The organism is Paenibacillus sp. FSL H3-0302, from assembly GCF_037982245.1.
In the GTDB taxonomy this organism is placed as follows: Bacteria; Bacillota; Bacilli; order Paenibacillales; family Paenibacillaceae; genus Paenibacillus_AQ; species Paenibacillus_AQ odorifer.
This window is the reverse complement of record NZ_CP150284.1, coordinates 2,033,323-2,050,035: the sequence shown is the minus strand read 5'-3', so window position 1 is coordinate 2,050,035 and position 16,713 is coordinate 2,033,323. Positions and strand designations below refer to the sequence as shown.

Here is a 16,713-nt window from a genome sequence, read left to right as displayed (position 1 = left end):
TCCTCCTTCCTGGCGTTTCTTACGCTTCTTGCCCTACAGTTTCATCTTCAATTCCGAGTTCTTCTTTAATCCATTCATAACCCTCTGCTTCCAGACGCTGTGCAAGCTCTGGACCACCGGATTTCACGATTCTACCTTGCATCATAACGTGAACATAATCAGGTTTGATGTAGTTCAAAAGACGTTGATAGTGGGTAATAACTAAGAAGCCGCGTTCTTCGCTCCGCATGGAGTTTACGCCTTCAGCTACAATTTTCAAAGCATCAATATCAAGACCGGAGTCAATTTCGTCCAAGATCACGATTTTTGGATCCAGCATCATCATTTGTAGAATTTCATTACGTTTCTTCTCACCACCGGAGAAGCCTTCGTTCAAGTAACGGTGTAAAAACTCAGGGTTCATATCTAGTTCTTTCATCTTTGCTTCCATTTGGCGAATAAAACGAATCAACGAGATTTCGCTTCCCTCTTCACGACGGGAATTAATGGCAGAACGCAAGAAGTCGGAGTTAGTTACTCCAGAGATTTCGCTTGGATATTGCATTGCAAGGAAAAGACCTGCACGTGCGCGTTCATCAACAGCCATCTCCAGAAGATCTTCACCATCAAGAGTTGCAGTTCCATCAGTTACTTCGTATTTAGGATGACCCATTAGCGCCGAAGCCAAAGTACTTTTACCTGTACCGTTTGGTCCCATGATGGCGTGAATTTCGCCACCTTTCATTTGAAGGTTAATCCCCTTCAAAATTTCTTTTCCCTCAATCGTCGCTTTAAGACCCTCAATGACAAATTCTGCTGCCATAATATTATTCCCTCCATTGATCGATTTGCGAAATCAAAAGTTGTATTGAAACAGGATAATCCTGATTCCCAGCACAATTAGATTTTCTATCACATTATAATTATTATAAATTGAATCACAATGATTATCAATGATTCTCACTAATTTTATATCAAACCTTGTTTTTTTACAAATTTCTCTTTAGCTAATCACTTGTGACTCAGAGAAGATTTTCATTAAACATAAGACTACGCAAAAATAAGACTTCCCGCAGGAAGCCTTATTCAAACTGCTTAATGATTAGCTAAGAAACGAACGTAGCATCCATTGGTGTTTCTCCAGATCACTACGGATTTTAATGAACATATCTGAGGTTGGCTGATCCTTGGTTTCTTCGGCAAGCTCGATGCCTTCTGTCAGCTCTTCAGAGATGGTGGCGAAGTCTTCAATCAGAGACTGAACCATTCCCCGTGTATCTTCCTTACCTGTAGCTTCTTGAATTGTAGCTAATTCCAAATATTCTTTCAATGTTGCTGCCGGACTGCCTTTGATGGTTAGCAAGCGTTCTGCTACTTCATCCATGTGAAGGGTTACTTCATTATATAATTCCTCAAATTTCACATGAAGGGAGAAGAACTGTTCTCCTTTGACATACCAATGAAAGTTATGAATTTTTACGTACAGGACATTTAAGTTAGCAACCTGACGATTCATGATCTGTTCCAGTGAAGTTGTATTTACTTTATTCGATGCTTTAGCCATGAGATGATCCCTACCTTATCCATTATATTTACCGGTTACTATTTCCTTCGTCCGGTAGTAACTTGTCTATTCTTAATTTACCCTTTTACCTGTAATACGAAACAAGGAGAAGCCTTCCATAACATCTTTATTTGTTCTAGCATTAGCAAAGACACACCCGATTATGCTTAAATGTGAATACTTGCACACAAACAAAAAGGGCCTAAGCCCCGTTTGTTTGGAATTGTTAAATTTTCCGGTCAGACCATAAGAAGTAACGCTTCCGCACCCGTCATACCTGGTACGATGCCAAGACTCTCTGCTTCTATCGTTACAGACTCCAACGGGGCAGCTAAAAGCTGGGCAAGCGTCCGTACACCCACCGCACGAGCTGCGATGATATGCCGATCACTAAGTGTTTCATTGAGGAGACCGACATCCAGTGCACCGCACATAATATAACCTCGGTTCGTGCTGATGGAGAGCAGTGTAGTTTTGGGAAGCTTAACCTCTACCCCGATCAGCGTATGTTCACCTACTGTAATAGGCTCCATAGTAACCAATAGCAGCACCTCCTTTTTTTCACTATCCACGTTGTATATGTATGCTAATTTTCCTGTGGGTGTGCTGACGGTAGTCCTATGCCTAGTATAAAATGCAGTATAATAGTCCCTATTCCAGTAGTCCTGGGTATATGAATATTGCATGTTTAATGTTATAGTTAATTACATTCCTGTAACCATTCAGAGATGTTCTAAACGAAAAGCTGGGGGATTTATGGACGAGAAACTACAACGCACAGACGGCAATTATTTATTTAACGTCGACATCCTGATTAATGCCCGTACCAACCCGCTTGCACTGCAATTTCTGCTCGAAATGTTGAACAATAATGACCATATCACAGATTTCAACATTAACTCCGGTCTTGAATTAGGGAGAACCATTGACAGCTTGCTACGCTCCGCTAAACTAGCTTTGAATCAAAACTCTGCTCCTCCCATTTCATTAAAGCTGCCTCCAAAATCTACGAAGAAGCAGCTGGATACACCGATAAAAAAACAGGCAGAAACGCCTGCACAGCAAACGGCCATTGAGACGCCAGCTGATGCATACGGGAAGATTCGTCAGTATATTCAGAATAATCAATTGGTACGTTTACGAGCGAACCGGTACGGGAAACAAGTGTCCATGCCCTGTCGTATTTTAAACTTTGATGAAGCAGCCAACTCTATAAGTGTCTACCATGTGGATGAGAAGCAGGTGTACAGCTTTAATCTAAATGAAATCGACGAGTTTCTGTAAGCGCATGCGTTACAAGCCAATAAGCACCCTCCCTCTTTGGGGAACCGGTGCTTATTGGTCTTTCTTTTTTTTAACAACTAAGACGACTTTTTACGTGAAAATCCCTCTATCGCAAGGCATAACCAGCCAATTATAAAGCATACCCCACCGATAGGTGTAATCGCTCCTAGCACCTTAATTCCGGAGATACTCAGAACATACAAACTGCCAGAGAACAAAATGGTACCTGCAATTAACAATCGGCCCGCCCAACGTAATCGGGCACTTTCGCCCCATTGGCCCACAGCCAGTGCGATGAGAATTACCCCCAGCGCATGTACCAAGTGATACTGCACACCAGTCTCATATACCTTCATATAGTCTTCACTGATCACTGGTTTTAGTAGATGGGCACCGAAAGCACCAATTCCTACTGCCAGCATTGCTAGCACAGCCCCCCAGGCCATAAATTTCCGTTGCAAATGATTACACCCCCTTAATTTTAGACTCATTCTATCATAACGTAATGCCAGTTCCTATTTCCAGCAGTCATTTTTTATTTTGCCTCATTCAGGGGTTGCTTTTTTAGCATCAATATGAAAAAGTGGATATTAACAACATTTTCATTCTAATCTCTCAAGGAGTGCAAACCATGGACTTAAATTCTCTGTCAAAATCAGACGTACCTGCGGCAGAGGTGGGAAATCCCAACCCTCATCCGGTTTACCCAAGCGCTGATTTATCATCTACGCATCAAAAAGTAGAACATGATCTTCAACATTCTGGACCTGGTATTGCTTCGTTCATTATCTGTCTCGTGTCGATCATCGGCTATGCAGCCATCTTTATCTCTATTATAATGAAGTCTTCTTCATTGGTTAATGAGAATTCCGAACTATTAAGCCAGTCCTCGCAATTCATAATGCTTCTAGGATTAACGGTTATTATTCTGGCTGCTCTTAATGTAATCGGTGTAGTCATCGGCATCATTGGGCTTTCCATTCGGAAACGTCGCAAGGTGTTTGGCATTATTGGCACGATAGTCAATGGTGTTATTATCTTACTCTTTATGCTGCTTATTACAACCTTCCTAGTCAATGCTGGAACGCTTTAAGCTTCTTTTAAACATGCTAACTTCATTAAAAAGGGTATCCCAACAACTTTGAGCGGGTTGTGAGGATACCTTTATTTATGTTTGAATCCAAAATCTGCATTGGGGAGTCCTCATCTTCATCCGCGGCTCACGGACTCAAATGACGTTATTTACGTTTTTTTCGCCTTTGGAGCATAGTTTCGGACCCCAGTGTCGCTATTGCATCGAAATAGGATCCTATTGGGCGATTTTCATGGCAATAGCTGCTATGGGGTCCGATAGCGAATCAAATGTGGGGAAAAGCTGCGTTTAAGAGCTGCTGGGTCCGATAGCAATTCAAATGTCGGATAAAGCTGCTTTTTAGGGCTGCTGGGTCCGATGATGCTGAGTTTTCCCCGTCATCCGCGGCTCACGGACTCAGATGACGTTATTTACGGATTTTCGCCCTTTGGAGCACAGTTTCGGACCCCAGTGACGCTATTGCATCGAAAAAGGATCCTATTGGGCGTTTTTTATGGCAATAGCTGCGATGGGGTCCGATAGCGAACCAAATGTGGGGAAAAGCTGCGTTTTAGGGCTGCTGGGTCCGATAGCGAATTAAATGTAGGGAAAAGCTGCGTTTTAGGGCTGCTGGGTCCGATAATGCTGAGTCCAATATAGGGGTTACTAGATCCGTTAGTGGGGCTACTAGATCCGTTAGTGGTGCTGCTAGATCCATAGTGGGGCTACTAGTTCCGTTAGTGTGCTGCTAGATCCATAGTGGGGCTACTAGTTCCGTTAGTGTGCTGCTAGATCCATAGTGGGGCTACTAGTTCCGTTAGTGGGGCAGCTAGATCCATAGTGGTGCTGCTATATCCAATAGTGGGGCTGCTATATCCATAGTGGTGCTACTAGTTCCGTTAGTGGGGTTGCTATATCCATAGTGGTGCAGCTAGATCCAATAGTGTGGCTCCTAATCCATAATGATGCAGCTAGGTATGCGGACTGTGATTGATCAAACAAAGTCTAGTGTTTTGAGCAAGAACTATGCTTAAAAAATACGAGGTGTCCCAGCAACCACTATATGATTGCTGAGACACCCTCTACTTGCAAATCAATACATTCAATTATTTTGCTAGAGCCAGCTTTGTCAGCACACGTTGCTTAACAGACGGATCGCCCTCCACTGCTTTTTCCACGTATTCAATAACTACGGAATCATCTGAATTCAAAGTATCAAGTATACTCTCCATTCCAGCTGAAATCTCAAAAGCGGTTGGACCTTCTTTTGTCGCAATCTCAACGGAATGACTATCTATTTGTCCGATATAAACGGCCGTCATTTTTATTGTTTTACCTTCAGCTTTTGGAGTAGAACTAGGTTTAGCTGTGCTCGGATTTTCGGTTGGTGTGGCTGTACTTGGGTTCTCAGTAGGTACGGGAGTGCTTGGAGCTTCTGTAGGCTCAGCTGTGCTTGCGCTCTCGGTTGGAGTTGGAGAAGGTGTTGCAGTCGGTTCTCCTGAAGTCTGTGCCGAATTATTCCCACCGCAAGCGGTTAAGGCAAATGTTAAGGCAGCAATCGCTGCTATGGCGGGTAATGAACGTTGTTTTTTCATGTTGAGTGCCTCCTCTATGTGGCGATTATTTTCAAAGTCATCTTCATAAGTATACTCTTATAACGTTAACCACTCTATGAAAGTTTCATATGAAGTAATTTTAGATAACTTCCAGCCTCTATTAGGCATCCGTCGGATGCAGGCTACAGCGGTATTAATACAATAGTGTGAGCCTGATTTATCCCAAAGGAGTGAGCCCCTTGAAAATCGATATCGGCTGTGGATCTAATAAGGAAGCAGGTTATCTCGGGATCGATCGGATCGCGGGTCCTGTTGTAGATATTGTCTGTGATATTTGCCAAGAGATTCCTCTCCCTGACAATAGCGCTGAGTTTGTTATGGCTAGCCGTGTACTGCCTTATGTGGACAATTTATTCGCAGCCATGGCGGAAATTCACAGAATTAGCATCCATAAAGCAGTTGTTTGCATTCTAGCACCCTATGCCCACAGCTTTGCCCATATGTCCAATCCTTCCTTTAAGCAGAAGTTTGACGAATATACCCCCCGGCATTTTACAGGATCCTTCTTCCAACCCCCATCCGGTCCAGTATGCCCAGCTATTCCAGACTACCCTGTACCCGCACCACCCTTCGATTATCGGTTGCTGCGGATGGAGTTATTCTATCAACACCCTTATGAAGATCCGCTTTACGAAACTGAAGAACTAGAAATACTAAAGACCCTTCAAGCAAATGTAGTGCATGAAATCATGTACCATTTTGTCGTAGTCAAGCACAATATCACTGATCAGGAGCTGGAGCTGATGAGCAGAAGTCATTATCCTGAACCTCATGTTCTTGTCGAACGAAGACTTAAATCACAAAACAGACATTTTTTTCTATAATTTTAAGATGGGACATACACTAATACCCATTTTGTATCATAGGCTAACATACAGGTATTAACTGTGCCGTCCTAACTATAGGACGGTTCACTTTTGGCCAAAATCAACCTCGAAGGAGGTGAGAATCATTCCACTAGTCGTACGGGCAACGATCAATGCGACCGGTGCTATCACATTTACCGGCAACACGCTTGGACTTAGCCGCTCCGATACGATCGGAGTGCCAGGGACACTAGACAGCATCGGTGGCTTTACTACTGTTAATACTTCATCGACATTTGGTTCCTATCCTAGCGGAACTACTAGTCTTTATACAAGCAACAGTTCAGCAGCCATACTGGTCCTACCATCTGGCAGCACAGTGCTGTATGCAGAACTGATATGGGGCGGTACCTATATTAACGGAACCGTTAACCTCAGTTCGGCCATTAACAATCCTGTCTCCCTAATAACTCCTGCTGGCACTACATTCAGCGTTACTCCCGATTCAGCAACGAGCAACGTAGTCGATTTGGGAGGTGGTGCATCAGCATATGTTCGTTCCGCCAACGTGACCAGCATTATCCAACAAGGCGGCGCCGGCACCTACACCACTGGCGGTGTAGTGGGTACGATTGTTATCCCTAGTGATTCCACGGCCAACCATGCTGGCTGGACATTAGGCGTAATCTACCAAAATACAGCCTTACCTTTTCGCAATATGTCCCTACGGGCAGGTGCAATACTTGTACAAGCAACCTCAGCCCCAGTTTCAACTACGATCACAGGCTTCGCAACACCAATTACAGGTGCGCTTGGCGGCAGAGCGTTATTCAGCGCACAGGAGGGGGATGCCAACCGTTCGGGGGATCAAGCGTTATTTGGTCCAACCTCGGCTACACTTGTTGCTTTATCGGGACCAAACAACTTTGCCAACAACTTTTTTGCGTCACAGATTAACAATGATGCAGGTAATCTAAACACAACAGGTACCTTTGGAAACCGCAATCAAACCAACGGAAACCCAGGGACCAACATTATCGGCGGCCGTCAAGGCTGGGATATTACCAATGTTGACGTCTCCGCCCGGCTGATAAACAATCAATCTTCAGCCGTATTACAATTAACCACCTCAGGCGATGCTTATGTACTCAACGGTAATGCCATACAGGTTGATATCAATGCTCCTAAAATAAACCTCACTAAAAGCGCTAATGTAGCCGGCCCCATAGTCGGTGATACGGTAACTTATACGGTGACTGTCAGTAATACAGGAACAGCAGGAGCAGCAAGTGTCGTTTTATCAGATGCGCTGCCGGCAGGATCCACTTTTGTAACTGGAAGCGTAGTCGTTGCTGGCGTCGTAAGGCCTACTTTTGATATTACAGCAGGAATCCCATTAGGCTCATTAGCTTTAAGCAGTTCAATAACGGTTACATATCAAGCCAAAGTCACTTCATTGCCGCCAAGTCCACAAAATATCGCAAATACTGCCAACGCTGCCTTTACGTTTCAAAGTGTAGCCGGAGGCCCTATCATGACGGGGGTCATTCCATCTAATACAGTAACCTTACCTGTATATTCACCCGTCCTTAACATTGTGAAATCAGCCAATACCACCAATGCTACGGTTGGAGATCAGATCACCTATACCCTTCAAATCACGAACACAGGAAATATCAGCGCGGTAACAACACTTACGGATAACATTCCCTCAGGCAGCTCTTACGTCGCAGGCAGCTTCACCGTCAATGGAAATCCTGTCGCTGGTAACCCTGCCACGGGGATTGCTATCGGTACGGTTGCCGCCGGTGGCAGTTCTACTGTTCAATTTCGGGTCATCGTGAATAGTCTTCCCTCACCGCCGCAGTTGGTTGACCAAGCAAGCGCCGCTTATACGTTTCAAGTTCCAGATGGGCGAACGGTAACTGGTTCTGCCTCGTCCAACACTTTGTCTATTCCCGTTACAACACCCAATGTTACCGTAGTCAAAAGCGCTGGATTCACCGACGTAACTGTCGGAGATATACTGCTCTACACCTCAGTAATCAGTAACAACGGAATTGCAGCAGTTACCAACGTTTCACTCTCAGATACCATACCTGCGGGTACATCGCTGGTTCCCGGAAGTGTCACCGTCGCCGGTGTATCACAACCCTCAGCTAATCCTGGAACAGGGATTGCTGTCGGTACCATCGCTCCAGGAAGCTCCGTCGCCGTCACTTTTCAAGTCAACGTTATCTCATTACCAAGTCCCGCTCAGCTATTGAATAAATCTAGTGCCTCTTTTAGCTCGGGTGCTTTTACTGGCATTTCAGTCTCAAACACGACTACAACTCCCGTGTATCAGCCTGTAATCCAAATTGCAAAAAGCTCGAACGTTTCCAGTGCAACTGTAGGTGGCAATATTCTTTATACGTTAAATGTTCAGAATTCAGGGAATATCGGGGCGGCTGTAACTCTGAGCGACAATATTCCTTCAGGAAGCACCTTTGTCTCGGGAAGTGTAACTGTTAACGGTGTTGCTAGACCTGCTGACTCTCCACTTACAGGAATTAACTTAGGCACTTTAGCTTCAGGGGCAGCTGTTCCTGTGACCTTTCTTGTCTCTGTACAATCTCTGCCTGCTCCACCTGTTCTGAATAATCAAGGCAATAGCAATTACACCTACCAACTGCCAAGTGGAAGATCATTCTCCGGGACCAGTCTATCCAATACCCTAACCATTCCGGTCTCCGCTCCAAACATTACACTAACCAAAACTGCAAATCTAACTAATGTAGCGGTTGGAGAAAATCTTACTTATTCAGTCATAGTGTCCAACCCAAGCAGCGTCACTGTTACTAACGTTGTTGTCTCTGACCCTATTCCTACGGGGGGAGCTTTTGTAGCAGGCAGTGTGACTGTCAACGGTTCGACGGTTGCAGCGGCTAACCCAAGTACAGGTATAGCAATCGGAAGTATCGCCGCGGGCAGCTCTGTCACGGTGTCTTTTAGAGTGAATGTTGCTTCCTTGCCAAGTCCAGCACAGTTTACAAACAGAGCCAGCGCCTCCTTCACCTCTGGGGCGTTCACCGGTTCTTCGCTCTCAAACACGATAGTAACACCTGTATTTCAGCCCATCCTTAGTATGGTCAAAAGCGCCAATGCAGCCCAGGCATCTGTAGGGGGATCTCTCTCATACTCCATCCTGATCAGCAACACCGGGAATATTGCAGCTACTCTATTAGTAACTGATATCCTGCCACCCCAAGCCGTGTTTGACACGAATAGTGTCATTATTGGAGGAACACCTTTGCCCGGATATAATCCGGCAACTGGCATTCCAGTTGGACCGCTCGCTCCTGGTGATAGTGTCACCGTAAGTTTTCTGGTCACAATCACAGCCCTGCCTCCATCACAAGTATTGCTGAACTCTGCTTCAGCGACATATAATTTCACCCTTCCAGACGGGCGTCAGCTCGGTGGAAATGTAGTGTCCAATACGCTCTCTGTCCCAGTGTCCGCCCCTAACGTCAGTGTTGTAAAAAGCGTAAACGCTGCTACTGCTGTTACTGGTGATATCCTTACCTTTACCTCTGTATTGACCAATAACAGTATTGCAACAGTAAGCAATATCATTCTCAGCGATCCTCTGCCTGAGAATGTCGCTTTTATTCCCGGAACCGTAATTGTAAGTGGCACTACCCTGCCGCTAGCAGTTCCGTCCGCCGGCATTCCAATCGGTAGTTTGAGCCCTGGCGCCACAGCTACCGTAACATTCGAGGTGAGGATAACGATGCCGATACCATCACAGATTAACAATCAGTCGTCTGTCAGTTTTACATCCGGTGTATTCTCCGGTTCTTCTTCATCTAATATCACAACTACACCAGTTATTCAGCCCCAAATCTCCTTAGTAAAAAGTGCCGCTGATGGAGACGGCGATTTCGATGCTTTAGTTGTCGGTGATTCTGTCATCTACACAGTGATTGTTAGCAACACAGGTAATCTGGCTGCAAATCTTACGCTAACTGATAACATTCCAGCAGGTACAGTTTTTGTTCCTAATAGTGTCATTGTAGGTGGTATGCCTCAACCCGGATCAGCCCCTGATACAGGGATAGCTGTAGGAAATGTCGCTCCTGATGCCAGTATTGCAGTCAGCTTCACCGTTGATATCATCTCCCTGCCAACACCTCAGCAGATTAGTAATCAGGCTTCTGCAAGCTTTACCTTTACTCCGCCTGACGGTAGACCGTTATCTGGGACTGCTGTGTCTAACACTGTAACTTTACAAGTCTCTGCTCCTAACATTGTCGTTACCAAGAGCACTACTTCAACATCAGTTGCTGTTGGTGAAACGGTCACTTACAACGTCAATATAACTAATAATGGTATAGAATCTGTTACTAGCGTCTTACTCAATGATCCTACACCGGTAGGGAGTACTTTTGTAACAGGCAGCGTGTCTGTCAACGGAGTTCCATTCCCGAACTTGAATCCTGCTTCGGGGATATCTATCGGCACTCTAGCAGCCGGTGCATCAGCGCTGGTTACTTACAGTGTTACTGTTACCTCCGTCCCTCCTACAGCTTCACTCATCAATCAGGCATCTGTTACCTTCACTTCAGGTGTTATTTCAAGCTCCACTTTTTCTAATACCGTTACTGTCCCTGTGTTCCAGCCGAACATTGCCGTAGTCAAGAGTGCTAGTACAGCCAATGCCACGGTTGGCGATGCCGTTAGCTACACACTGACAGTGAGTAACACAGGAAACTATGCTGCTAATTTAACATTGACGGATAATATTCCCGCAGGTACGGCTTTTGTTCCGAATAGTGTGCTCATCAATGGACTCCCTTTAGCGCAAGCGGATCCTTCCACCGGAATTGCAGCTGGAATAATACAGCCTGGAGGAACGACCGTAGTCATTTTCACGGTTGACATCACTTCATTGCCTAGTCCTCAGCAACTGGTCAATCAAGGAACCGCAGCATACAGCTTCACCTTACCCGACGGACGTACACTTAATGGGTCTGCACTCTCTAACACCGTCACTATTCCGGTCTCCTCACCTAATATTGCTGTAGTTAAAACTACAACCACAACATCAACTACAGTCGGTGACACTATTACTTATTCCATAGCTTTAACTAATAACGGGATTGCCACTGTAAATAATGTGGTCTTCACAGACGCCCTTCCTGCCGGCACCACCTTTGTGACAGGCAGCGTGCTTGTGGACGGTGTGCCTCGCACAGGAGTTAGCCCAGCTACTGGAGTGACCCTAGGCAGCATAGCACCCGGTGTAACCGTAACTGTTGCTTTTACCGTAAATGTAGTTTCACTGCCGCCTACTGGATTGTTAAATAATCAGTCAACAGTCAGCTTCACCTCAGGTGTTGTCTCAAATGTAGCCTTCTCAAATATCGTCACGACGCCTGTCTATCTGCCTATCCTTGCAGCAGCAAAAAGCTCCAATTCAGTCAATGCTACCGTTGGGGATACGATTACTTATACTATAAATGTGACCAACACAGGTAACTACGGAGCTTTAGCAACCCTGAGTGACACCATTCCAGCGGGTACAACGTTTATTCCAAATAGTGTACTCATTCAAGGCGCTCCTGCTCCAGGAGCAGACCCAGCTGCCGGGATCCCACTGGGGGTAATCTCCGCGAATGGAAGCCTGTCTGTAATGTTCTCAGTGCTTATCACAACATTGCCGGCAAGCCAACAGCTGCTCAATCAAGCTTCCGTCGCGTTTGCATACACACTTCCAGATGGACGGACATTTAACAATTCGATCAATTCCAATACAACAACAATCTCAGTATCCTCACCGAACGTTATCGTCACTAAATCTTCGACAGCTACCGATGCCGTTGTTGGCGATACCATCACTTATAACCTCACTGTTACCAATAGTGGAATAGCAAATATCAGTAACGTTAACCTCAGTGATCCAATACCTGCAGGCTCTAGCTTTGTCGCTGGCAGTGTGACCGTAGATGGCACTCCACGCCCTAGCGCCAACCCAGCGAACGGGATCTCGCTCGGTACACTTGCACCGGGAGCATCTTTCCAAGTCTCGTTCAACACGATTGTCAATGTGCTGCCTAATCCTGCAACGCTTAGTAATCAAGCTTCCGTCAGTTTCACCTCCGGCGCATTCTCAGGATCTTCATTCTCAAATACACTTGTTATTCCGGTATATCAACCTATCATTGTAGTTGTCAAAGGGGCGGACAGAACCGCCGCAACTGTCGGAGATACGATTACTTACTCCTTAAATGTGACGAATACTGGTAACCTCATAGCAAATGTAGTTATTACCGATACCATTCCGAACGGAGCTGTCTTTGTTCCAAACAGCGTGCTCGTGAATGGGGTACCACAACCAGGATCAGATCCGGCTACTGGCTTAAGTATTGGGTCGGTAGCTCCGGGAAGTACAGTAACAGTAACGATTACCTTACAGGTTACTATTGCGTCCCTGCCTTCACCGCAGCAATTGGTCAATCAAGCTACAGCAAATTTCACATTCACACCACCAGATGGACGTTCACTCACGGGATCCTCTGTCTCAAATGTCCTAATTATCCCTGTATCTTCACCTGACGTAAGTGTGGTTAAGAGCACTACTTCTATTGATGCGGTTGTTGGCGATATCATCACCTATACGATTGTTGTCACCAATTTAGGGATTGCACCAGTTAATAATGTCATCATGGTTGACCCTATTCCAGCTGGCAGCCAGTTCGTAACGGGAAGCATTACCGTAGATGGAGCCCCACGTCCTAGTGGCAGTCCGGCTTCGGGAATCGCAATTGGTACAATTGCTGCAGGTGCTTCTTCAACCATTACCTTCCAGGTTCAGGTAGTAGCGTTATGATTCCCGGCTCACGTACCCAACCTGTCGTAACCAATCAGTCCATGGTACTCTTCAACTCGGCAGCGGGTGTTGACGGAATTGTCTATTCCAATACCGTTAACACCCCGGTCGTGGGCCCCGTGCTTTCATTGCTGAAGAGTACAGATAAACTCCACGCCTCTTTAGGCGACACTTTGGTGTATACCATTACAGCCAGTAATAATGGAAATACAGATGCTTTTTTGACGGTGTTTGACATTCTTCCAGAAGGTGTATCCTTTATTTCCAACAGTGTGCTCAGAGACGGTGTGCCTCTTCCGGGGGCTACACCGTCTTCAGGCATCCCCCTTGGTTCTATTGCACCGCAGAATCAAGTGAGCATCGCCTTTCAAGTCGTCATCATTTCCCTGCCGTCTTCCCTAGTGCTGCAAAATAAAGCGCTAGGCCGTTTTTCTTTTTCCACACCGGAGGGAAGAATCGTTAAAGGTGATCTATTTTCAAATTCCGTACAGGTTTCTTTACGCTCCTACCAGCTCTCGACCTCCTTGTCTGCAAGTACTCCGACTTCTTTTATAGGGGATGTAGTCACTTACACCTTGCGGCTTACAAATGAAGGCAACAGCCTTTTAACTCAAATCAACGCAATAATTTCTATTCCGGACGGGGCGGTGTTTATACCGGGGAGTGTCATTGCAGGTGGGATTTATTACCCAGAATCAGACCCGGCACAGGGGATATTACTCGGTTCGCTGGACACAGACCTAAGCGTTGATATTACTTTTCGTGTCCGAGTAACAGAGTTTTCTCCCTCGTTGGCCTTAACCAACAGCGCGGTTGTCACCTATGCAGTCGATGAGCATACAATTACGACCGAAAGTAACACTGCGGTTGTCTCACTTGTCCAAGCGGGGGTCAACATTAGTAAAAAAGTGGATCATGTTACAGCAGCTCCGGGCGATAATTTGAGATATGAGCTTACGGTAACGAACAACGGGAATCTGGCTGTAAATGCAGTCCTAACAGATGCTATACCTTCAGGTACTCTTTTCGTATGGGATAGTGTTCTCTTAAATGGAGTGTTGCAAAAAAGTGCACGACCAGCGGAAGGCATCCAGTTAGGTACTTTAAGAGGCGGAACTACAGCAGTTGTAGTTTTTCAAGTGAGTATACCTGCAGCCATTAACATTCATGAAATCGCAGCCGTACAAAACCATGGTAGTGTTCAGTATACCTTTGTGCTTCCAGACGGACGGACCGTACGACAAACCTCTCGTTCCAATACAGTTACCACCTTAGTAGTCACACCTGTCATTTCACTCGTAGTCCATGCAAAACCAACTATTGTAGAAGCAGGAGAGCGAGTCCAATGTTGGATCTCACTAACCAATAGCGGAAATTGGCCAGCGGAAATATCTCTGAATCGTCTAACCCCGGAAAAATGTTTTCTTGATCCCAACAGCATTGTGATTGATGGAGTTCCGAATCCACAATCTTCATTTGCCGGCACCTTGCCGCTGGGGATAGTTAATGCTGCATCAATGGTTAACATTCATTATTTTGTCCAGGTGAGTGAACAGGTAATGGGTCGTTTCCTTAAGGGATCCGTAAATGCTCAATTCTCTTTCAATATGGATGGACGTAACTACTCTGGCGAAAGCCAATCTAACAGCTATGTGCTGACCGTAGATGAGATCAGTGAATAAGAAATCACATATCCCTCATCCCCATGAATATACTTTAGTTACAACCCCAAAACATCCCCACAAAGTGAGGCTTTGCTTTCTATGCGTACTCAGGTACTTTGCGGGGGATCCAAATATATACTTTGCAAAAAATTCCCTCAATCAACATTTCATATTCCATGGGAGGTGGTCATCCTGTCGCAATCATCCGGTCCCTTTTCCTTCGTAGTCTCAAAAGAAGACTGGTCCCTTCATCGTAAAGGTCATCAGGATCAGGAACGCCATCAGCAAAAGGTCAGAGAAGCCATCAAGGATAATTTGCCTGACCTCGTTACCGAAGAAAATATTATTTTGTCAGGCGGTAAGCAGATTGTGAAGGTTCCGATTCGCAGTCTGGATGAATACCGGATTATTTATAACTTCCGTAAACAGAAGCATGTAGGACAGGGGGACGGGGAAAGTCAGGTCGGCGATGTGCTTGGGCGCGATTCACAATCGGCACAGCCCGGCAAAGGAGAAAAAGCAGGTGATCAGCCGGGCCAAGATACCGTGGAAGCAGAGGTCAATCTGGAAGATCTGGAGGACATTCTGTTTCAGGATATGGAATTGCCTCATCTGAAGCCTAAGAATAAAGAAGAGATCGAGGTCAAATCCATAATTTTTAACGATATTCGTAAAAAAGGGATGATGTCCAACATCGATAAAAAACGTACGCTGCTGGAAAATCTTCGACGCAATGCAAGCAGCGGAAATCCCGGCATTCACAGTATCAGCCCAGATGATCTGCGCTACAAAACATGGGATGATATTAGAACACCTCATTCCAATGCGGTCATTATTGCGATGATGGATACGTCAGGTTCGATGGGTTCATTTGAAAAATACTGCGCCCGCAGCTTCTTCTTCTGGATGACCCGTTTTCTGCGCCGCCAGTATGAGAAGGTAGAGATTGTTTTTCTCGCCCACCATACGGAGGCTAAGGAAGTCAGTGAGCATGATTTCTTCACCCGTGGCGAAAGCGGGGGAACGATTTGTTCCTCGGCATATCAACGAGCGATTGAAATTATCGATAGCCGCTACCCGCCTGCGCAGTACAATATTTATCCATTTCACTTCTCCGATGGTGATAATCTCACCTCCGACAACGAACGTTGCGTGAAGCTGATCGGAGAACTGCTGAAACGAAGCAATATGTTCGGCTACGGTGAGGTGAACCAATACAATCGAAGCAGTACCTTGATGTCAGCTTATCGCCATCTGAAACATGAACAATTCATGCATTACGTCATTAAAGACAAAAAAGAAGTGTATCAGGCGCTGAAGACCTTCTTTAGTCCAAAGGGTACGGTTAATTCTTAATCCCCCACTCCAAAACGCGGGTATCCCAAAAGCCAAAAATGGCTGATGGGACATCCGCGTTTTTGGCGTTGCTCCTTCTTGAACAAAACAACAAACTTCGTAAATTGCGTCATCTAAGTTCGCAAGTATCAGGGGATGGGCGAATCGCTTCATCTGGGTCCATAAGATCGAGGGATGGACGAATAGCGTCATCTGGATCCGTAAGATCAGGGAATGGACAAAGTGCGTCATCTGGGTCCGTAAGATCGAGGGATGGGCGAATAGCGTCATCTAGGTACGTAAGATGAAGGGATGGACAAAGTGCGTCATCTGGGTCCGCAAGTATCGGGGGATGGGCAAATAGCGTCACCTGGGTCCGTAAGTATCGGGGATGCGTCAGAATAGTATGTAGGGCAACTGTGGGATTCTGGGGTTAGGCGCTTTCGGACACAGATGACCTTATACGTAGCTTTATCGCATATTTGGCTTGCTATCGGACCCCATAGCCGCTATAGGCAT

The 16,713-nt window shown here is 45.7% G+C and carries 11 protein-coding genes; 6 read left to right on the top strand and 5 right to left on the bottom strand.

What is annotated here, in order from left to right; all coding sequences use genetic code 11:
* Positions 1–19 precede the first annotated feature (19 nt).
* The 3 genes from sufC to MHH50_RS08840 all read right to left on the bottom strand — a co-directional run bounded on the left by sufC (position 20) and on the right by MHH50_RS08840 (position 2,085).
* Complete coding sequence (gene sufC / locus MHH50_RS08850; protein WP_036684347.1) at positions 20–802, bottom strand: Fe-S cluster assembly ATPase SufC; 783 nt, start codon at positions 800–802, stop codon at positions 20–22.
* Positions 803–1,081: 279 nt separating this feature from the next.
* A complete protein-coding gene (locus MHH50_RS08845; RefSeq protein ID WP_036684350.1) occupies positions 1,082–1,543 on the bottom strand; it encodes a Dps family protein in 462 nt (153 codons plus the stop codon).
* Positions 1,544–1,782: 239 nt separating this feature from the next.
* A complete protein-coding gene (locus MHH50_RS08840) occupies positions 1,783–2,085 on the bottom strand; it encodes a DUF1805 domain-containing protein (RefSeq protein ID WP_036684352.1) in 303 nt (100 codons plus the stop codon).
* Between the two features lie 214 nt (positions 2,086–2,299).
* Here MHH50_RS08840 and MHH50_RS08835 point away from each other — a divergent pair, with 214 nt between their 5' ends.
* On the top strand, positions 2,300–2,827 hold the full coding sequence (locus tag MHH50_RS08835) for a hypothetical protein (protein ID WP_036684355.1): 528 nt from the start codon (positions 2,300–2,302) through the stop codon (positions 2,825–2,827).
* Positions 2,828–2,904: 77 nt separating this feature from the next.
* Here MHH50_RS08835 and MHH50_RS08830 read toward each other — a convergent pair whose 3' ends face one another.
* Positions 2,905–3,288: a DUF423 domain-containing protein gene (locus tag MHH50_RS08830; RefSeq protein ID WP_076305977.1), complete on the bottom strand. Its 384-nt coding sequence runs from the start codon at positions 3,286–3,288 to the stop codon at positions 2,905–2,907.
* 170 nt (positions 3,289–3,458) lie between these two features.
* Between MHH50_RS08830 and MHH50_RS08825 the strand changes: the two genes are divergently transcribed.
* Positions 3,459–3,920: a hypothetical protein gene (locus tag MHH50_RS08825; RefSeq protein ID WP_076301339.1), complete on the top strand. Its 462-nt coding sequence runs from the start codon at positions 3,459–3,461 to the stop codon at positions 3,918–3,920.
* A 1,085-nt stretch (positions 3,921–5,005) separates the two neighbouring features.
* Here the strand turns inward: MHH50_RS08825 and MHH50_RS08820 are convergent.
* On the bottom strand, positions 5,006–5,494 hold the full coding sequence (locus MHH50_RS08820) for a hypothetical protein (protein WP_036684361.1): 489 nt from the start codon (positions 5,492–5,494) through the stop codon (positions 5,006–5,008).
* Positions 5,495–5,694: 200 nt separating this feature from the next.
* Between MHH50_RS08820 and MHH50_RS08815 the strand changes: the two genes are divergently transcribed.
* The 4 genes from MHH50_RS08815 to yhbH all read left to right on the top strand — a co-directional run bounded on the left by MHH50_RS08815 (position 5,695) and on the right by yhbH (position 16,215).
* On the top strand, positions 5,695–6,339 hold the full coding sequence (locus MHH50_RS08815; RefSeq protein WP_076126477.1) for a methyltransferase domain-containing protein: 645 nt from the start codon (positions 5,695–5,697) through the stop codon (positions 6,337–6,339).
* Between the two features lie 118 nt (positions 6,340–6,457).
* Positions 6,458–13,195 (top strand): hypothetical protein, encoded by a 6,738-nt coding sequence (locus MHH50_RS08810; protein WP_340034202.1) that lies wholly within the window; start codon positions 6,458–6,460, stop codon positions 13,193–13,195.
* Positions 13,192–14,877, top strand: a complete 1,686-nt coding sequence (locus MHH50_RS08805) for a DUF11 domain-containing protein (RefSeq protein ID WP_076279391.1) — start codon at positions 13,192–13,194, stop codon at positions 14,875–14,877. Before MHH50_RS08810 ends, MHH50_RS08805 begins: the two co-directional genes overlap by 4 nt.
* 174 nt (positions 14,878–15,051) lie before the next feature.
* Positions 15,052–16,215, top strand: coding sequence for a sporulation protein YhbH (gene yhbH, locus MHH50_RS08800; RefSeq protein WP_036684553.1), 1,164 nt, complete (start codon positions 15,052–15,054; stop codon positions 16,213–16,215).
* Positions 16,216–16,713 lie beyond the last annotated feature (498 nt).

Excerpts from the sequence above, each read along its gene's own strand:
- MHH50_RS08820 (WP_036684361.1), bottom strand. The coding sequence starts at position 5,494 with ATGAAAAAACAACGTTCATTACCCGCCATAGCAGCGATTGCTGCCTTA.
- MHH50_RS08825 (WP_076301339.1), top strand. The coding sequence starts at position 3,459 with ATGGACTTAAATTCTCTGTCAAAATCAGACGTACCTGCGGCAGAGGTG.
- MHH50_RS08845 (WP_036684350.1), bottom strand. The coding sequence starts at position 1,543 with ATGGCTAAAGCATCGAATAAAGTAAATACAACTTCACTGGAACAGATC.
- MHH50_RS08805 (WP_076279391.1), top strand. The coding sequence starts at position 13,192 with ATGATTCCCGGCTCACGTACCCAACCTGTCGTAACCAATCAGTCCATG.
- MHH50_RS08835 (WP_036684355.1), top strand. The coding sequence starts at position 2,300 with ATGGACGAGAAACTACAACGCACAGACGGCAATTATTTATTTAACGTC.
- sufC (WP_036684347.1), bottom strand. The coding sequence starts at position 802 with ATGGCAGCAGAATTTGTCATTGAGGGTCTTAAAGCGACGATTGAGGGA.